Source organism: Mesorhizobium loti R88b, from assembly GCF_013170845.1.
GTDB lineage: Bacteria > Pseudomonadota > Alphaproteobacteria > Rhizobiales > Rhizobiaceae > Mesorhizobium > Mesorhizobium loti_B.
In genome coordinates this window covers 5150439-5165987 of the sequence record NZ_CP033367.1, presented here as the reverse complement: position 1 = coordinate 5165987, position 15549 = coordinate 5150439, and the positions used below count along the sequence as shown (strand labels likewise).

At 64.8% G+C, this 15549-nt stretch carries 17 protein-coding genes; 10 read left to right on the top strand and 7 right to left on the bottom strand.

The genetic code is table 11. The features are described 5' to 3' along the window. Nucleotides 1–24: 24 nt before the first annotated feature. The gene (gene efp, locus EB235_RS25325) at nucleotides 25–594 is read right to left on the bottom strand and encodes an elongation factor P (RefSeq protein ID WP_023782984.1); all 570 of its coding nucleotides are present in this window, start codon (nucleotides 592–594) and stop codon (nucleotides 25–27) included. Nucleotides 595–708: 114 nt separating this feature from the next. Here efp and epmA point away from each other — a divergent pair, with 114 nt between their 5' ends. Continuing rightward, on the top strand, nucleotides 709–1755 hold the full coding sequence (gene epmA, locus EB235_RS25320) for an EF-P lysine aminoacylase EpmA (protein ID WP_027034662.1): 1047 nt from the start codon (nucleotides 709–711) through the stop codon (nucleotides 1753–1755). Between the two features lie 28 nt (nucleotides 1756–1783). Here the strand turns inward: epmA and EB235_RS25315 are convergent, their stop codons facing one another. Continuing rightward, nucleotides 1784–2200, bottom strand: coding sequence for a VOC family protein (locus EB235_RS25315; RefSeq protein ID WP_027034663.1), 417 nt, complete (start codon nucleotides 2198–2200; stop codon nucleotides 1784–1786). A 159-nt stretch (nucleotides 2201–2359) separates the two neighbouring features. Here EB235_RS25315 and EB235_RS25310 point away from each other — a divergent pair, with 159 nt between their 5' ends. From EB235_RS25310 to lpxK, 6 genes are all read left to right on the top strand, one after another. After that, a complete protein-coding gene (locus EB235_RS25310; protein WP_027034664.1) occupies nucleotides 2360–3703 on the top strand; it encodes a TldD/PmbA family protein in 1344 nt (447 codons plus the stop codon). Next, a complete protein-coding gene (locus EB235_RS25305) occupies nucleotides 3690–4493 on the top strand; it encodes a 3'(2'),5'-bisphosphate nucleotidase CysQ (protein WP_027034665.1) in 804 nt (267 codons plus the stop codon). Before EB235_RS25310 ends, EB235_RS25305 begins: the two co-directional genes overlap by 14 nt. A gap of 76 nt (nucleotides 4494–4569) precedes the next feature. After that, a complete protein-coding gene (locus tag EB235_RS25300; RefSeq protein WP_027034666.1) occupies nucleotides 4570–4815 on the top strand; it encodes a DUF4170 domain-containing protein in 246 nt (81 codons plus the stop codon). A gap of 5 nt (nucleotides 4816–4820) precedes the next feature. Next, entirely contained in the window at nucleotides 4821–5612 is a 792-nt protein-coding gene (locus tag EB235_RS25295) for a lysophospholipid acyltransferase family protein (RefSeq protein ID WP_027034667.1), read from the top strand. Then, nucleotides 5609–6925: a lipid IV(A) 3-deoxy-D-manno-octulosonic acid transferase gene (gene waaA / locus EB235_RS25290; RefSeq protein ID WP_027034668.1), complete on the top strand. Its 1317-nt coding sequence runs from the start codon at nucleotides 5609–5611 to the stop codon at nucleotides 6923–6925. The genes EB235_RS25295 and waaA overlap by 4 nt, the downstream gene beginning before the upstream one ends. Before the next feature lies 1 nt (nucleotide 6926). Further along, nucleotides 6927–7952 (top strand): tetraacyldisaccharide 4'-kinase, encoded by a 1026-nt coding sequence (gene lpxK / locus EB235_RS25285; protein WP_027034669.1) that lies wholly within the window; start codon nucleotides 6927–6929, stop codon nucleotides 7950–7952. A gap of 122 nt (nucleotides 7953–8074) precedes the next feature. Here the strand turns inward: lpxK and EB235_RS25280 are convergent, their stop codons facing one another. Continuing rightward, complete coding sequence (locus tag EB235_RS25280; protein WP_027034670.1) at nucleotides 8075–8308, bottom strand: DUF2093 domain-containing protein; 234 nt, start codon at nucleotides 8306–8308, stop codon at nucleotides 8075–8077. Between the two features lie 156 nt (nucleotides 8309–8464). Here EB235_RS25280 and EB235_RS25275 point away from each other — a divergent pair, with 156 nt between their 5' ends. Beyond that, nucleotides 8465–9022 (top strand): hypothetical protein, encoded by a 558-nt coding sequence (locus tag EB235_RS25275; protein ID WP_245268945.1) that lies wholly within the window; start codon nucleotides 8465–8467, stop codon nucleotides 9020–9022. Nucleotides 9023–9039: 17 nt separating this feature from the next. Here the strand turns inward: EB235_RS25275 and EB235_RS25270 are convergent, their stop codons facing one another. Beyond that, a complete protein-coding gene (locus EB235_RS25270; protein ID WP_027034672.1) occupies nucleotides 9040–9966 on the bottom strand; it encodes a LysR substrate-binding domain-containing protein in 927 nt (308 codons plus the stop codon). Nucleotides 9967–10056: 90 nt separating this feature from the next. Here EB235_RS25270 and EB235_RS25265 point away from each other — a divergent pair, with 90 nt between their 5' ends. Further along, nucleotides 10057–10950 (top strand): DMT family transporter, encoded by an 894-nt coding sequence (locus tag EB235_RS25265; RefSeq protein ID WP_027034673.1) that lies wholly within the window; start codon nucleotides 10057–10059, stop codon nucleotides 10948–10950. 279 nt (nucleotides 10951–11229) lie between these two features. Here the strand turns inward: EB235_RS25265 and mutL are convergent, their stop codons facing one another. Together mutL and EB235_RS25255 are read right to left on the bottom strand one after the other, a co-directional pair. After that, nucleotides 11230–13113, bottom strand: coding sequence for a DNA mismatch repair endonuclease MutL (gene mutL / locus EB235_RS25260; protein WP_027034674.1), 1884 nt, complete (start codon nucleotides 13111–13113; stop codon nucleotides 11230–11232). 54 nt (nucleotides 13114–13167) lie between these two features. Further along, complete coding sequence (locus EB235_RS25255) at nucleotides 13168–14130, bottom strand: GlxA family transcriptional regulator (protein ID WP_027034675.1); 963 nt, start codon at nucleotides 14128–14130, stop codon at nucleotides 13168–13170. Nucleotides 14131–14240: 110 nt separating this feature from the next. Between EB235_RS25255 and EB235_RS25250 the strand changes: the two genes are divergently transcribed. Then, nucleotides 14241–14549 (top strand): putative quinol monooxygenase, encoded by a 309-nt coding sequence (locus EB235_RS25250; protein ID WP_027034676.1) that lies wholly within the window; start codon nucleotides 14241–14243, stop codon nucleotides 14547–14549. A 54-nt stretch (nucleotides 14550–14603) separates the two neighbouring features. On the opposite strand, the gene EB235_RS25245 is transcribed toward EB235_RS25250, so the two are convergent. Next, complete coding sequence (locus EB235_RS25245) at nucleotides 14604–15506, bottom strand: LysR substrate-binding domain-containing protein (RefSeq protein WP_027034677.1); 903 nt, start codon at nucleotides 15504–15506, stop codon at nucleotides 14604–14606. Between the last annotated feature and the right edge of the window lie 43 nt (nucleotides 15507–15549).

Here is a 15549-nt window from a genome sequence, read left to right as displayed (position 1 = left end):
CGAGATGCTCGTGACAGCCGCTCCTCAGTCCTTCGCCCGCTCCACATAGGCGCCATCGGCCGTCATCACCACCACGCGGGTGCCGGGCGCGATGTGCGGCGGCACGGTGGTGCGCACGCCGTTGGAGAGCACGGCGGGCTTGTAGGAGGACGAGGCCGTCTGGCCCTTGGTCGTCGGCTCGGTTTCGACCACTTCGAAGGTGGCGCGCTGCGGCAGCACCAAGGCTATGGCGATGCCGTTGAATTGCGAGACCTGCACCGGCATGCCTTCCTTCAGATAGGGCGCCGCGTCGCCGACAACTGCTTCCGACACCGCCACCTGGTCGTAGGTTTCCGGGTTCATGAAGTGGTAGCCTTCGCCGTCGGCGTAGAGGAAGGTGTGCTCGCGCTCCTCGACATAGGCGCGCTCCACCTGTTCGGTGGTGCGGTAGCGCTCCGAAACCTTCACCCCGTCGCCGATGCGGCGCATGTCGAGCTGCGTCACGGGCGTGCCCTTGCCTGGGTGGATGTTTTCGGCAAAGAGGATCACATAAAGCTTGCCGTCCTTGTCGACGACATTGCCTTTGCGGAGCGAACTGGCGATGACTTTCACCACGGTTTTAAATCCTGCGAGAGTTGACGGGCATTTGCCGGCTTGTGCGGCGCTGGTAGCGCATCTTGGCGCGAACCGCCAGCCCCCAAGGTGCGCCAGCACGCCTTCAGGCTGCCTATGACCGCCGCTTCGCCCTGGTGGACGCCTGACGTTCACGCCGACCGCCGCCCGCGCCTGCTGCTGCGCAACGGCTTGAAGGCTGCCTTGCGCGACTGGTTCGCTCGCCACGATTTCATCGAGGTGGAAACGGCGGCCCTGCAGGTTTCGCCCGGCAATGAGGCGCATCTGGCGGCCTTCGCCACGGAAGTGGTCGGCCCGGATGGCGCGCGGTCGCCGCTTTATCTCCACACCTCGCCCGAATTCGCCTGCAAGAAGCTGCTTGCCGCCGGCGAGGAGCGTATTTTCAGCCTGGGTCCGGTCTATCGCAACCGCGAGCGTGGCCCCTTGCACCATCCCGAATTCACCATGCTCGAATGGTACCGGGTGGGCGAGACCTATGAGAGCCTGATGCGCGATTGCGCCGATCTGCTGGCGCTGGCCGCGACAAGGGCAGGGGCCACGCGCTTTTCCTTCCGGGGCCGCGACTGCGATCCGTTCACTGAGCCGGAACGGCTGACGGTGGCGGATGCTTTCATCCGCCATGCCGGCATCGATCTCCTGGCCACGGTCGGCGCTGACGGTGGCACCGACCGGGATGCTCTCCACGCCGCCCTGGTTCAAGCCGGCCTGCGCACGGCGCCCGACGACAGTTGGGCCGACCTGTTCAGCCGAGTGATGGTGGAAAAGATCGAACCCAATCTGGGCATCGGGCGCTCGACCATCCTGTGCGAATATCCGGTCGCAGAGGCGGCACTCGCCCGGCCGAGCCCCAAGGATGCCCGCGTTGCCGAGCGCTTCGAGCTCTATTGCTGCGGTGTCGAACTCGCCAACGGCTTTGGCGAACTGACCGATGCCGAGGAGCAGCGCCGGCGCTTCATCCTCGAGATGGACGAGAAACAGCGCATCTATGGCGAGCGCTACCCGCTCGACGAGGATTTTCTCGCAGCCCTTGCCATCATGCCGCAGGCCAGCGGCATCGCGCTTGGTTTCGACCGGCTGGTCATGCTGGCGACCGGCGCGCAGAAGATCGAGGATGTCATCTGGACGCCGGTCGCTGAGTCCTAAGCTCCGGGCGCGTCACGTCGCGCCTACCTCAATGCACGAAAATTTGTTCCAGCGAGCTAAAGCCTTTGAATTCCAGGGCGTTGCCGGAGGGATCGCGGATGAACAGCGTCGCCTGTTCGCCGGGCTCGCCCTTGAAGCGCACCATCGGCCGTTCCAGCCAGTCTATGTCGTCGCGCGCTTCCAGCCGCGTCGCCAGGCGCTGCCAGTCGTCCATCAACAGCACGGCGCCGAAATGCGGGATCGGCACCAAAATGCCGTCGACCTTGCCGTCGCTGGCGGCTTTAGCTGCCTGCGGCCGTAGATGCGCCGACATCTGGTGGCCGAAAAGGTCGAAATCGACCCAGGTCGCCGACGAGCGGCCAATCGCGCAGCCCAGCACTTCGCCATAGAAAGTTCGGGTTTCATCGAGATCACGGACTGGGAAGGCGAGATGGAAGGGCGTCATCGAATGCTCCGTGCAGACTGGTTATGCGTCACCGGGTTCGCGATAGGAACCATGTACCGATGCATTTTGATTGAAGCCTATGCCATTGCACAAGCCAGACCGGAACAATAGATGGGTGGGCAGCGGCCGAACGCCGGCCGCAACAGCAGGAATACAGGTATGGCCGATACATCAGAAGCAGCAAAACTGACTGACCGCGTCGCAGCACTGGTCGAGGCCGCCAAGAAGGCTGGCGCCGATGCCGCCGACGCGGTCGCCGTGCGCGGCCGCTCCACCGGCGTATCGGTGCGGCTCGGCAAGGTCGAGGCCACCGAATCGTCGGAGGCCGAGGACGTCTCGCTGCGCGTCTTCGTCGGCCAGAGGGTGGCGAGCGTCTCGGCCACCGCCGCATCCGACCCGACTGCATTGGCCGAACGCGCCGTGGCGATGGCGAAAGTGTCGCCGCAGGATCCCTATCAGGGCCTGGCCGATCCGGCGCTGCTGGCGAAACAAACGCGCGATCTCGACCTGTTCGACGCCACCGAAGTCTCCGCCGACCAGTTGAAGGAAGCCGCACTCGCGGCGGAAGCCGCCGCCCTTGCCGTCAAGGGCGTGACGAATTCGGCCGGCAGTGGAGCCAGTGCCGGGCTGGGCGGGCTGGTGCTGGCCACCTCGCACGGCTTCCTCGGCCACTATGTCGCCTCGCGCTTTTCGCGCTCCGCCAGCGTTATTGCTGGTGAGGGCACCGGCATGGAGCGCGACTATGAATACTCATCGCACCAGCATTTTGCCGATCTCGATGCAGCAGAGGATATCGGCCGCAAGGCCGGTGAACGCGCCGTCCGCCGCATCGGCGCGCGCAAGGCGGCAACCGGACCGGTCGACGTGGTGTTCGATCCGCGTGTCGCGCGCGGCATCGCCGGTCATCTTGCCGGTGCCATCAACGGCGCGTCCGTCGCGCGCAAGACCTCGTTCCTGCGCGACATGATGGGCAAACAGGTGGCCGCATCCACGATCACTGTCACCGACGAGCCGCTCAGGCCGCGCGGTCAGGCCTCGCGCCCGTTCGATGGCGAAGGCATTGAAGGCGAAAAGCTTCTCATGGTCGAAAAGGGCGTGCTCAACCACTGGTTCCTGTCGACCTCGACGGCGCGGGAACTGGGATTGATCACCAACGGGCGCGGCGCGCGCGGCGGCTCTTCCGTCTCGCCGTCTTCCACCAATCTTGCCATCGAGCCGGGCGAACGCTCGCCGCAGGACATGATCAAATCGCTCAAGACCGGCTTCTATGTCACCGAAGTGTTCGGCCAGGGTGTCGACATGATCACCGGCGAATACAGCCGCGGCGCTTCCGGCTTCTGGATCGAGAATGGCGAACTGGCCTATCCGGTCGCCGAAGTCACCATCGCTTCGAACTTGAAGACGATGTTCCTTACCATGGTGCCGGCTGATGACCTCGACCGCAATTTCGGCACGGCCTCACCCACGCTCCTGATCGAAGGCATGACCCTTGCCGGAGCATGATCTGACCACTGCCGGTGTAGCCGATGATCTGCCGCTGCTGCGCGATGCCGCCCGCGAGGCGGGTCTCATCGCCATGCGCTACTTTGGCAACAGCCCGCAGGTCTGGATGAAGGGCGGCACCTCGCCGGTCAGCGAAGCCGATCACGCGGCGGACGCCTACCTGCGCCGCACGCTGCTGGCGGCGCGGCCGGATTATGGCTGGCTGTCGGAAGAGACGGTCGACGACCCGGCCCGGCTTTCGGCCCGCCGCACCTTCGTCGTCGACCCGATCGACGGCACGCGCGGCTTCCTGGAGGGACAGCGCACCTGGTGCGTCAGCGTTGCCGTCGTCGAGCATGGCCGCACGCTCGCCGGCGTGCTCGAATGCCCGGCGATGGACGAGACTTATTGGGCGTTGCCAGGCCAGGGCGCATTCCGCAACGGCAAGCGCATCGCGGTGCGCTCGCTTGGCGACAAGGCCGAGATTTCCGGGTTGAAGCAGTTGATCGACCTGATGCCGGCCGGCTGGCAGGAGCGGCTGACACGGGCGCCCTACAGCCCCTCGTTGGCCTACCGGCTGGCGATGATCGCCAATGGCACGCTCGATGCCACCTTCGTCAAGCCGAACGCCCATGACTGGGATGTCGCCGCCGCCGATCTGATCCTGCGCGAGGCCGGCGGCCAGTTGCTCGACCCGCATGGCCGCGCCCCGCTCTATGCCGGCGAGGTGACCCGCCACGGTGCGCTCGCCGCCGGCAGCGGTGAATTGCTGGCGGTGCTCGTCGATGTCATCGCCGGGCTGGATGCGTGAAAGCATTTTCGAAGGTTCCAAAGTCGGCGGCTTTGGTCTAGACCTGTCACAAACTCACAATATGTGAAGGACCGACATGACCGCGGAAGACGGGAAGAAACAGCTTTTGCATCTGGTGTTCGGCGGCGAACTGAAGAAACTGGGCGGTACCGAGTTCCGAGACCTCGACGCGCTCGACATCGTCGGCGTTTATCCGGACTATCAAACCGCGCACACGGCGTGGAAAGCCAAGGCGCAAGCCAGCGTGGACAATGCCCATATGCGTTATTTCGTCGTTCATCTGCACCGCCTGCTGGATCCCGACAGCAAGGTCGCCGGTTGACTTCGATGGAGCATGACCTGGCGAAAGAGCCAGCCAGCGATGCCGCGTCCACGGGCAGGGGCGGCAGCCGCACGACCAAGGCGTTCTGGCGCAAGGTCCGCGAACCGCTCGCCCAGTCGCGATTCGTCAAGAACGCCATTGCCAGCCTGCTGGCGCAATTCGTGCGGCTGGTTCGCCTGACCAGCCCGCTGGTCGCCGGATCGGCACGCTTTTCGGCTGGGGCGTATGCGGAGTTCGAGCCCGGCATCATCGCGCTTTGGCATGGCCAGCATCTGTTGACGCCGGCCTATTACCCCAAGCGCAAACCGCTGGTCGCCATGGTGTCGCGCAGCGCCGATGCCGAGCTCAACGCGCTGATGCTGGAAAAATTCGGCATCGAGGCGGTGCGCGGGTCCGGCGGGCGTGACAATGCCAGGCATCTCGACAAGGGGGGGGCCAAGGCCCTTATCGCCCTCAAAAAGGCGCTCAGTGCAGGCAAGAACGTCGCCATGATAGCAGACATTCCGCACGGCACGCCGCGCGACGCCGGGCTCGGTATCGTTCTCCTGGCGCGGCTTTCCGGCCGGCCTCTGCTGCCTGTCGCCATCGCCACAAGCCGCCGAAAGGTGCTGCAAAAAAGCTGGGACAAGACCACCATCAACCTGCCGTTCGGCCGTTCCGCCGTGACCATCGGCACGCCGATCTTCGTGGCGGCGGACGCCGATGAAGCCGAAATGGAGCGCAAGCGCCAGGAAATCACCACCGCGCTCAATGCCGCGACGACCGAGGCGTATCGTCTCGTGGATGGTCGGCGATGAGCGGTCTCTGGGCGCGCGCCATGCTGTCGGCATACCGTTTCGCGGGTGCCGCCGCCTATCCGCTGGTCGGGCCCTATGTTGCCTGGCGCACCTCGCGCGGCAAGGAGGATCGCAACCGCCGCCGCGAGCGCTACGGCGTCGCCGGCCGCCCGCGTCCCGAAGGACCGGTGATCTGGATCCATGCCGCGAGCGTCGGCGAGACCATAGCCGTCGTGCCGCTGGTCGAGAGCATTCTCGACTATGGCGTCAACATCGTGCTGACGACCGGCACCGTGACATCGGCCCAGGTTGCCGACGAGCGGCTCGGCGACCGCATCATCCACCAATATGTGCCGCTTGATCTGAAACCGGCGGTCAGCCGGTTCCTCGATCATTGGCGGCCGGACCTGGCGATCATCGCCGAATCCGAGATCTGGCCGATGACCATCCTAGAGCTTGGCGCGCGCCATGTACCGCAGGTGCTGGTCAATGGCAGGCTTTCCGACCGTTCGTTCAGCTCGTGGAAAAAGCGGGCCAACATCGCCGAGGCGCTGTTCGAGAACCTCGCTCATGTCGTTGCCCAGTCCGATGTCGATGGTGAGCGTTTTCGCGCGCTCGGCGCCCGGCCGGTCACGGTGTCGGGCAACCTCAAGGTCGACACCAATCCGCCGCCGGTCGACGAAAGAGCATTGGCAACGCTGCGGCGGCAGATTGGCGACCGCCCGACCTGGGCGGCGATCTCGACCCATGATGGCGAGGAAGTGGTCGCGGCGGAAGTCCACGCGACGCTGCACAAGCGTCACCACGGCCTGCTGACCATCGTCGTTCCGCGCCACCCCGATCGGGCCGAGGCGCTTGCCGCGCAGATTTCCGGCATGGGCCTGAAGGTCGCGCGGCGCAGCAAAGGTGACAGGATCACCGCCGACACCGATATCCTGCTCGGCGATACGATCGGCGAGATGGGGCTTTATCTCCGGCTGACCGAGATCGCCTTCGTCGGCCGTTCGCTGACCTCGGAGGGCGGCCAGAATCCGCTTGAGCCGGCCATGCTCGATACCGCGGTTCTGGCCGGGCGCAATGTGCAGAATTTTCGCGAAGCCTATCAGCGCCTGATCGACAGCGGCGGTGCCAAGCTGGTGCGCGATCGCGACATGCTGGCCGGTGCGGTCAATTTCCTGCTGAGCAATGAAGTGGCGCGCCACGAGATGATGGCGGCGGGCATCGCGACCGTCGATGAGATGCGCGGCGCCTTGGCGCGCACGCTGAAATCGCTCGAACCCTACATCCAGCCGCTGGTCGTCAAGTCGCGCCTGAAGGGCGCCAACGGGCGCTAACGTGGCCTCCGAAGCACCACCATTCTGGTGGGAAGAGCCGGACTGGAAAGTCCTGGCGCTGTCGCCGCTGTCGGCCGTCTATGCGATCGTTGCCGGCCGTGGCATGCGGCGGGCTCGGCGTGAGAAGATCGAGGCGCCCGTCCTTTGCGTCGGCAACTTTACAGTCGGCGGCACCGGCAAGACGCCGGTGGCCATCGCGCTCGCGCAACAGGCGAAGCGCATGCAGCTGAAACCCGGTTTTCTGTCACGCGGCCATGGCGGCTCCTTCGCCGAGCCGCATGTTGTCGATTCTCACCACGACAGCGCCAGGCATGTCGGCGACGAGCCGCTGCTGCTGGCCGAACACGCGCCAGTCGCGGTGACGCCGAACCGCGCCGCCGGCGCCCGGCTGCTGCTGGAGAAACACGGCTGCGATTTCCTGATCATGGATGATGGCTTTCAGAGCGCGCGCATCCATATCGATTACGCGCTGGTCGTCGTCGATGCCCGCTACGGGATCGGCAATGGCCGCGTCATTCCAGGCGGCCCGCTCAGGGCCAAGATCGTCGACCAGCTGGTCTTCACCAGCGGGCTGCTGAAAATGGGCGAGGGCACCGCCGCCGACGCCGTTGTGCGCCAGGCAGCGCGTGCCGGCCGTCCGATCTTCGAGGCCCACACCGAGCCAAGCAGCAAGGCCGGGCTTGCCGGAAGGCGGTTCCTGGCCTTTGCCGGCATCGGCCATCCCGACAAATTCTTCGACACAGTGCGCGCGGCCGGCGGCGAGGTGGTTCTCTCCCGGCCCTTTCCGGACCATCATTTCTACGCCGAGGACGAGCTCGCCGAACTGGCGACGACGGCGCGCACCGAAGGCCTCGGCCTCATCACCACGGCCAAGGACGCCGCCCGGTTGCGCCATGGCGCCTCACAGGATTTTCTGGACCGGCTCGAGGTGTTGGAAATCGATACGGTGTTCGAGCTCGACCACGTTCCCGAGCGCATCATTGACGAGACGTTGGATGCCTGGCGCCAGCGCAAGCTGAAGGGCTAGAGCAATTCCAGGAAAAGTGTGAAACGGTTTTCCCGGGAAAAGCGCGCAGCGCTTTCCCTTGGGAATTGCGTCAAAACAAGGATTTAGAGCAGGTCGCCGTTTCCGTGAAACGGTGAACTGCTCTAAACCCGCTTGCGCAGTTCTGGATGCACTTCGATTTCCCGGCGCAGTGAGGCGGTCGCGTTGGCATAAGGCTCCTGCCTGGCGACGCTCCAGTATTTCAGCTCATCCAATGGGATGCTTTCACCGGTCACGGCGCAGCGCACGAACGAGCCGGGGCTGGTGACCTGGAAATCGCCATCAAGGTAGCGGATGCGGGCTTCCTTGCCGCCCGGGCCTTCGAAACGGTTCATCATGCGGTGGTGCCGAGGTTCATGCGGATTTCATCGCCACAAATCGCCGCCAAGGTCAAGCTCGCGACAAGCCTCGGACAATGCTGAGGCGCTACGATAGGTGCGAAAAGCGCTTTTGTTGGGGGCATCATGGATATTTCTTCCGCCCGCCTGGCTTCCTTGCTCAAGGAGGCGATGACGCCGCAACCCGTGCCGTCGGCGAAGGCCGATCCGGTCAGGACGGCTCTAGTCAGGGAACTGGTCCAGCCCCCAGCGCCCTCTTTGTTCGCGCAACGGACGGCGCCGGCGCTGTTGGCGATGCCCGCGACACCTATAGCCGTCAAATCGCAGCAGATTGCTTCGTCAGGCATTGTCGACGCTTATCAGGCTCAGCTCGATGCGAGAGACGAGGCTGTACTGGCCGAGATCGTGGCGAAAAAGGCAGAGCCGCAAGCCGAAACGCAGCGAGCCTTCGTGCCACCTGCGGCAACGGCCAATGACAACGCTCCCGCCAGGAGTGCGGGCGTCTCGTTGCTGTCGTTTATTCCGCCGCCGGCTCCGGTTCCGCGCGGCGCCGCTGCTCTCGATGTGCCGGCGGGACAGCGAAGAGCTGCCAATCAATCCCACGGTGCGGCACCGAACCCCGAGCGCCTGCTGGTGAAAATCGGTTTTGTTTCGATCATGACCGGTTTGCTGGCAACCATGATCGTCGGGTTCGTTCTGCTGCTGCTTCGCTGAAGTGCGAATCGGGAACCCTAACGCTCCGCCTCGATGAAAGCCTCGATCTTGTCGGTAGCCAATCCGGCCTGCTGCGCGATGCGACGGGCAAGGTCCGCCGCCGCAGTGCGCGGCCGCCCCATCGGCCGGTCGAGCCAGTAGGATACCGGATTGAGCGCGGTGCGCTGATCGACCGTGGTGATTCGGCCCGACTGCAGCTGATGCCCAGTCAGCGGCGGCCGCGCCAATGCGATGCCGAGCCCATAGGCAGCGGCGTCCAGCACCAGATTATAGTCCTCGAAGCGGCGGTCCTGCGGGCGCGGGCGATAGTCCATGCCTTGCGCCGCGAACCAGGCGCGCCAGCCGGAGGCGTCGGAATCGTTGATCAACGGAAATTTGAGCAGCCGGGCAGGGTCGCCGTGTCCGATCTCGCGTGCCAGTTCTGGCGAGGCGACGGGGAAGACATGCTCTTCGAAAAGTTTCACCGAGACGCGGCCTGGAATGCCGCCACGGCCGCAGCGGATCGACAGGTCGATGCCTTCATCGGCAAGGTCGGCCTGGCGGATGTCGACATCGAGCACGATGCGCAGCTTGCTGGGATTGTTCTCCAGTGCCGCCATGCGCGGCATCAGCCACAGCCCGCTGACCGAGGGGATCGAGGTCAGCCGCACCACTGCCGTGCCGCGTGGCTCCACCCAACGGTCGGAATGGCTCGAAATCAGCGCGAAAGCTTCCGATGTGCGCAGATGCAGCCGGTTGCCCTCGATCGTCAGCGTCACGCCGCGCGCGCCGCGATCGAACACCTTGAGCCCGAGCCAGTTCTCGAGCTTGGCGATCTGCCGGCTGATCGCGCCATGGGTGATGTTGAGCTTTTCAGCCGCCGCCGAAAAGCTGCCTGTGCGTGCCGCCGCGTCGAAGGCGCGCAGGGTTTCAAGTGGCACCATTGTGTCTGAGCTGTGATCCATAATCACAGCTGATCCTCGATCTGGTCGTTTGTCAACAGACCGAAAAGGGCGTTGTCTAACTCCAAGACGCAGGATAACGAGGACAGTGAGATGAGCGCAACGACCGGCACGTTGAATCCGACACAGCGGATGGACACCACCGCAGCCATCGCCGTGGCGCTCACCGTGGTCGGCTGGGCGTCGGCCTTTCCGGCGATCCGTGCCGGCCTCGCCGCCTTCGGGCCGCTGGAGCTGGGAGCCCTGCGCTTTGGCATCGCCGCGGTACCGGCGGCGATCTTTCTTGCCGTCAAGCGTCCGGCATTGCCCAGGCTCGACGAAGTGTGGCGCCTCGTCTTTGGCGGCGCCATCTTCGTCGCGCTCTACACCGTCATGCTCAATTTCGGCGAACTGACCGTCTCGGCGGGGGCCGCCGGTTTCATCATCAATGTCAGCCCGATCTTTACCGCCATCATGGCAATGGCCCTGCTCGGCGAACGCTTCTCAAGGTGGGCCTGGGCCGGCACGGTCATTTCTTTCGCTGGCATCGGCATCATCGCCGTGGCCGACGGCCATGGCCTGCACTTCAATGCCGGGGCGCTATTGGTTCTTGGCTCCGCGCTCTGCTCGGCCGTCAACACGATCGTCCAGAAGCCGCTCTTTGCCCGTCATCACCCGCTGACCATCTCAGCCTCGAACATGATTCTTGGCGCACTTTGCCTGTCCCCCTTTCTTCCAAGCGGCTTTGCGCAGGCAGCTGTGGCCAATACGGCAGGCCTCGGCGCCGTGATCTTTCTCGGCATCGTGCCGAGCCTGATCGCCTACGCCGCCTGGGCGACCGCCTTGTCGCGCCTGCCGGCAGCGCGCGCTTCGAACTTCCTCTATCTGGTCTCGCCTATGTCGGCTTTGATCGGTTTCTTCTGGCTGGGCGAAGTGCCGACGCTGCTCGGCATCCTCGGCGGTGCACTGGCGCTGGGCGGCGTCATCGTGGTCAATTTGAAGAGGTAAAACCGAGGGTTGGAAGGTTTTCCTGAATCGAAAAGGCCGCTGAAAAGCGACCCTTTTTCGGACCTCCACCCCGCTGCTTCGCAGCGACTTGCCCGGGGCGAGCCACGGGTCTCGCCCGTCCTTCGGACCCCCACAAGGGGGAGGGTGAGGAAGCGATCTACCGGCCTACAGAAACTGCGCTCATGCGGAATAGCTCGGCGCTCTACCTCCCCCTTGTGGGGAGGTCGGACCGGAGGTCCGGGTGGGGGCTTGGCGCCGACCTCACTGGAACCGAACTCGTTACCGCCGCCCGAACAGCCTTTCGATATCGGCGAGCTTCAATTCGATATAGGTCGGCCGGCCGTGGTTGCAGGTGCCGGACCCCGGGGTCGCCTCCATCTGGCGCAGCAGCGCGTTCATTTCCTCGGCCTTGAGCAGCCGGCCGGAGCGCACAGAGCCATGGCAGGCCATGGTCGCGGCGATCTTGTCCAGCCGTTCTTTGAGCGTCTCGACCGTGTCGTTGTCGGCGATCTCGTCGGCGAGATCGCGCACCAATTGCTGGGCATTGGTCTCGCCCAGCATCGACGGCGTCTCGCGCACCGCGACGGCGCCCGGGCCGAAACGCTCGATGCCGAGGCCAAAGCGGGCGAGTGTCTCGGAATGCATGGCGAGCCGCTCGGCGTCCTCCTCCGGCAGATCGATGATTTCAGGCAGCAGCAGCATCTGCGAAGGCACTGGCCGCGAATGCAGCGCGTTCTTCAGCGCCTCATAAACCAGCCGCTCATGGGCCGCGTGCTGGTCGACGATGATCAGCGAATCGCTTGTCTGCGCCACAATATAGTTCTCGTGTACCTGGGCGCGTGCCACACCCAGCACCGCGCCAAGCAGCGTCTCCGCCGGCATATCCTGACTGGCGCGCGCATCGGCGCTGGCCAGCGAGCCGGCATCGAACGCCGCCTGGTCGGGCTCATCAAAGTCGCCATTCCTGGCGCGTACAAAGTCCGCGCCTTCGAATTGCATGTCGAGCGGCCGCTGCGGCGAGCGCGAGGGATCGAAACCGGTCGAGCCTGACGCGCGATAGGCCGCGTCGTAGCTGCGATGGCCATTGGCCGGGCCGCCGTGACCGTAGGATGCCGCACCTGGCCGGAACGCCGCCATCATGGCGGCGGCTCCCGTGGTGGCCGAACGGATGCCGGCGTCGGCCAGTGCCTGGCGAATGGCGCCGACGATCAGCCCGCGCACCAGGCCCGGATCGCGGAAGCGCACGTCGGCCTTGGCCGGGTGGACGTTGACGTCGACGATGGCCGGATCGAGCGAAAGAAACAGCACCGTCACCGCGTGGCGGTCGCGTGGCAGCACGTCGGCGAAAGCGCCGCGGATGGCGCCGGCGATCAGCTTGTCGCGCACCGGCCTGCCATTGACATAGGCATATTGCTGCAACGCATTGGCGCGGGTGAAGGACGGGATCGACACATGGCCGGTTAGATGCACGCCTTCGCGCATCGCGTCGATGGCAATGGAATTGTCGGGAAACTCCGCGCCCATCACCTGGGCAACGCGCCGCAGGCTGCCTTCCGGACTGTCGTCGGTCGCCGGCAGTTCAAGTGTTGAGCGATCCGTACCAGCCAGCGTGAACCGCACGGCGGGGAAGGCGATGGCAATGCGCTTGACCACATCGCTGGTCGCCGAGCTTTCGGCGCGCTCGCCCTTCATGAATTTGAGCCGGGCCGGCGTGGCGAAGAACAGGTCGCGCACCTCGACCGTGGTGCCGCGATTGGCCGCCGCCGGCCTGACGGGCAGGACGCGGCCGCCTTCGATGCCGATCTCGGCGGCGCTGTCGCTCGAGGCCGTACGCGAGCGAATCGACAGCCGCGACACCGAGCCGATCGACGGCAATGCCTCGCCGCGGAAGCCAAGCGAGCGAATGTCGTTGATGTCCTCGACGAGCTTGGAGGTGCAATGGCGTGCGATCGCCAGCGAAAGCTCCGGTTCGGGGATGCCCGAGCCGTCATCGGTGACGCGGATCAGGTTCAGCCCGCCGCCTGACGTGACGACCTCGACGCGCGATGCGCCGGCATCGAGCGCGTTCTCGACCAGTTCCTTGACCACGCTCGCCGGACGCTCGATGACTTCGCCGGCGGCGATCTGGTTGATCATCGTTTCGGAAAGCTGGCGAATGGGCATGGGCGCACTATAGGCGGATTCGTGTCGCGCGGGAGGGGAGAATTCAGGAGTGGATCAGTTTGCGGTGCGGATTTCGCGCACGCCCTTGCGCAGCCGCCGGCGCAACAGATTGCGCAACGTGACCCCGTCGCCATAGCCGACCTTGGCGGCGATCTCATCGACACTATCGGATGTGGTCTTCAACAAATGCACGGCCTGCTCGACGCGCAGATCCTGGAAATAGGACAGCGGCGTCTTGCCAAGTACGTCGTTGACCCGCCGCGACAGCGTCCGCTTGCTGGCACCCAGTGCCGTAGCTGCTTCCTCAAGATTGAAACCGGCGGCGAGATGGCCGCGCGCCCAGCGCTCGAAACGTTCGACCAGAGGGTTCGAATGCGCGAGGTGATCGGAGATCGCGTAGGCGGATTGCAACGGGCGGCTGTCGACGACGAGGTATTTCGCAGTCAGCGCCGCAAGCTCGGGACTGGTCTGGCGGATCACCATCAAAGCGAGGTCGATATGGCCGAGCGCCGCACCGGCGGTCGCGAACTGCCCATCATTGATCAGCATGCGTGAGGCGTCGAGCCGCACTTGCGGGTAACGTTGTCGGAACATCGGCGCCAGCCACCAGGTCGTGGTTGACGGCCGCCGGTCGAGCAGGCCGGTCTCCGCCAGGATGAAGGTGCCAATGCAGGCAGCGCCGATGCGGGTGCCGACTTCGGCGGCAGCGCGCAACGCCTTGGTCGCCAGGGCGATGTCGTTTCGCTTCAGCGCGTCGCCAAGCGGGCCCGGCATCTTCTTGCCGATCGCCGGGATCACCAGCCAATAGGGGGCCGGCTCGGTGCCCATCGGGACGACTGGCACCTGAAGGCCTTGCCCGGTGTGGACTGTGTCGCTCACCCCGACAATGGTCGTGGCGAAATGGCCGGGCGGCGATGCCAGCATTCCAGCCAGTTCGTTGGCGGTGCCGAAAACGTCGAGCATGGTGGCCAGTCCGGTGTCGAAGACGCCGTCAAGCGCAAGGACGGAAATGTTCATGGCAATAATGATATCAAAGATGTCATTATTGCCAATACGGTTTCCGCTTCGATGCTGCGACTGTGCTCCTCGACGGCCCTTGGCCGTATAAATGATGAGGAAAAGACAAAATGATCAAACTCGCATTGTTCGCGCGCTTCGAAGCCAAGCCCGGCAAGGAGAAGGACGTCGCCGCGTTCCTCGCAACCGGGCTGCAACTGGCCAATCAGGAGGCCGGAACACCGATCTGGTTCGCCCTGCGGCTTTCGCCAAGCGTCTTCGGCGTGTTTGATGCCTTTCACGACGAGGCAGGCCGACAGGCGCACCTTACCGGCGAGATTGCCAAGGCGCTGATGGCCAATGCGGAAACGCTGTTTGTTGGCCCGCCGACCATCGACAAGATCGACGTGCTCGGCCTCAAGAATGACGGTTCGGTCTGATCTCTTTCATCATGCGAACGCAATCCGGTCATGCGCCGGATTGCGCTGGCGAAGCTAAGCCTGCGCCGCCAGCCAATCCCTGACCTTGCGGGCATTTTCGCTCAATTCGCGGTTTTTCGGCCAGACGACATAGAAGGCCTTGCCGGTCTTGAGCACATGGTTGGTCACGGGCACCAGCAGTCCCGTCGCCAGCAGCCGCTCGGCAAGGTGTCGCCAGCCAAGGGCAATGCCTTGCCCCTCCATCACCCCCTGGATCACCAGGCCATAATCATTGATGCGCAGGCCGCGCGCGGTGTCGTCGAGACTGCCGCCGGCCGACTGGAACCATTCATCCCAACTGGCGGCCTCGCGATACGGCTCCTCGAGATGGATGAGACGGTGCGTGGCCAGGTCCTCGACGCTTTTCGGCATGCCAAATTTTGCGAGATAGCTGGCGCCAACAACGGGGAAGATCTCCTCGTCGGCAAGCGGCAGCGAATGATAGTCCGGCCATTCCCGGGGCTCGCCGCCGCGCACCGCGAGCGGGATGCCTTCGGCGATGATGTCGAGGTCGCGGTCGGCGGTCTGGATGCGCAGATCGATGCCTGGCAATTCGTCGCGGAACTGCTGTAGGCGCGGCATCATCCAGAACGAGCCGAAAGCGGTCGATGCGGCAAGCGTCACGTGGCCGCCGGTCGCCTGCAGGCGCAGGTCCTCGGCCGACTTGCGGATATGAGACAAGCCCAGCGAGACGTCGGCGTGGAAGCGTTCGCCGGCTTCCGTCAGGCTGACCTGCCGGTGACGGCGCTGGAACAGCTTAGCGCCGAGCTGCTCTTCTAGACCGCGCACCGCGTAGGAGACGGCGGCCTGCGTCATGCCGAGCTCGCGCCCGGCGGCGGTGAAGCTCGACAGCCGGCCGGCCGCCTCGAAGACGATCAGGCTGCCGGCGGAGGGCAGAAGATGGCGCAGGCTTCGCATAAGCTGAGTTTATACAAGAGATCAGGATTTTCCAGCGTCACAG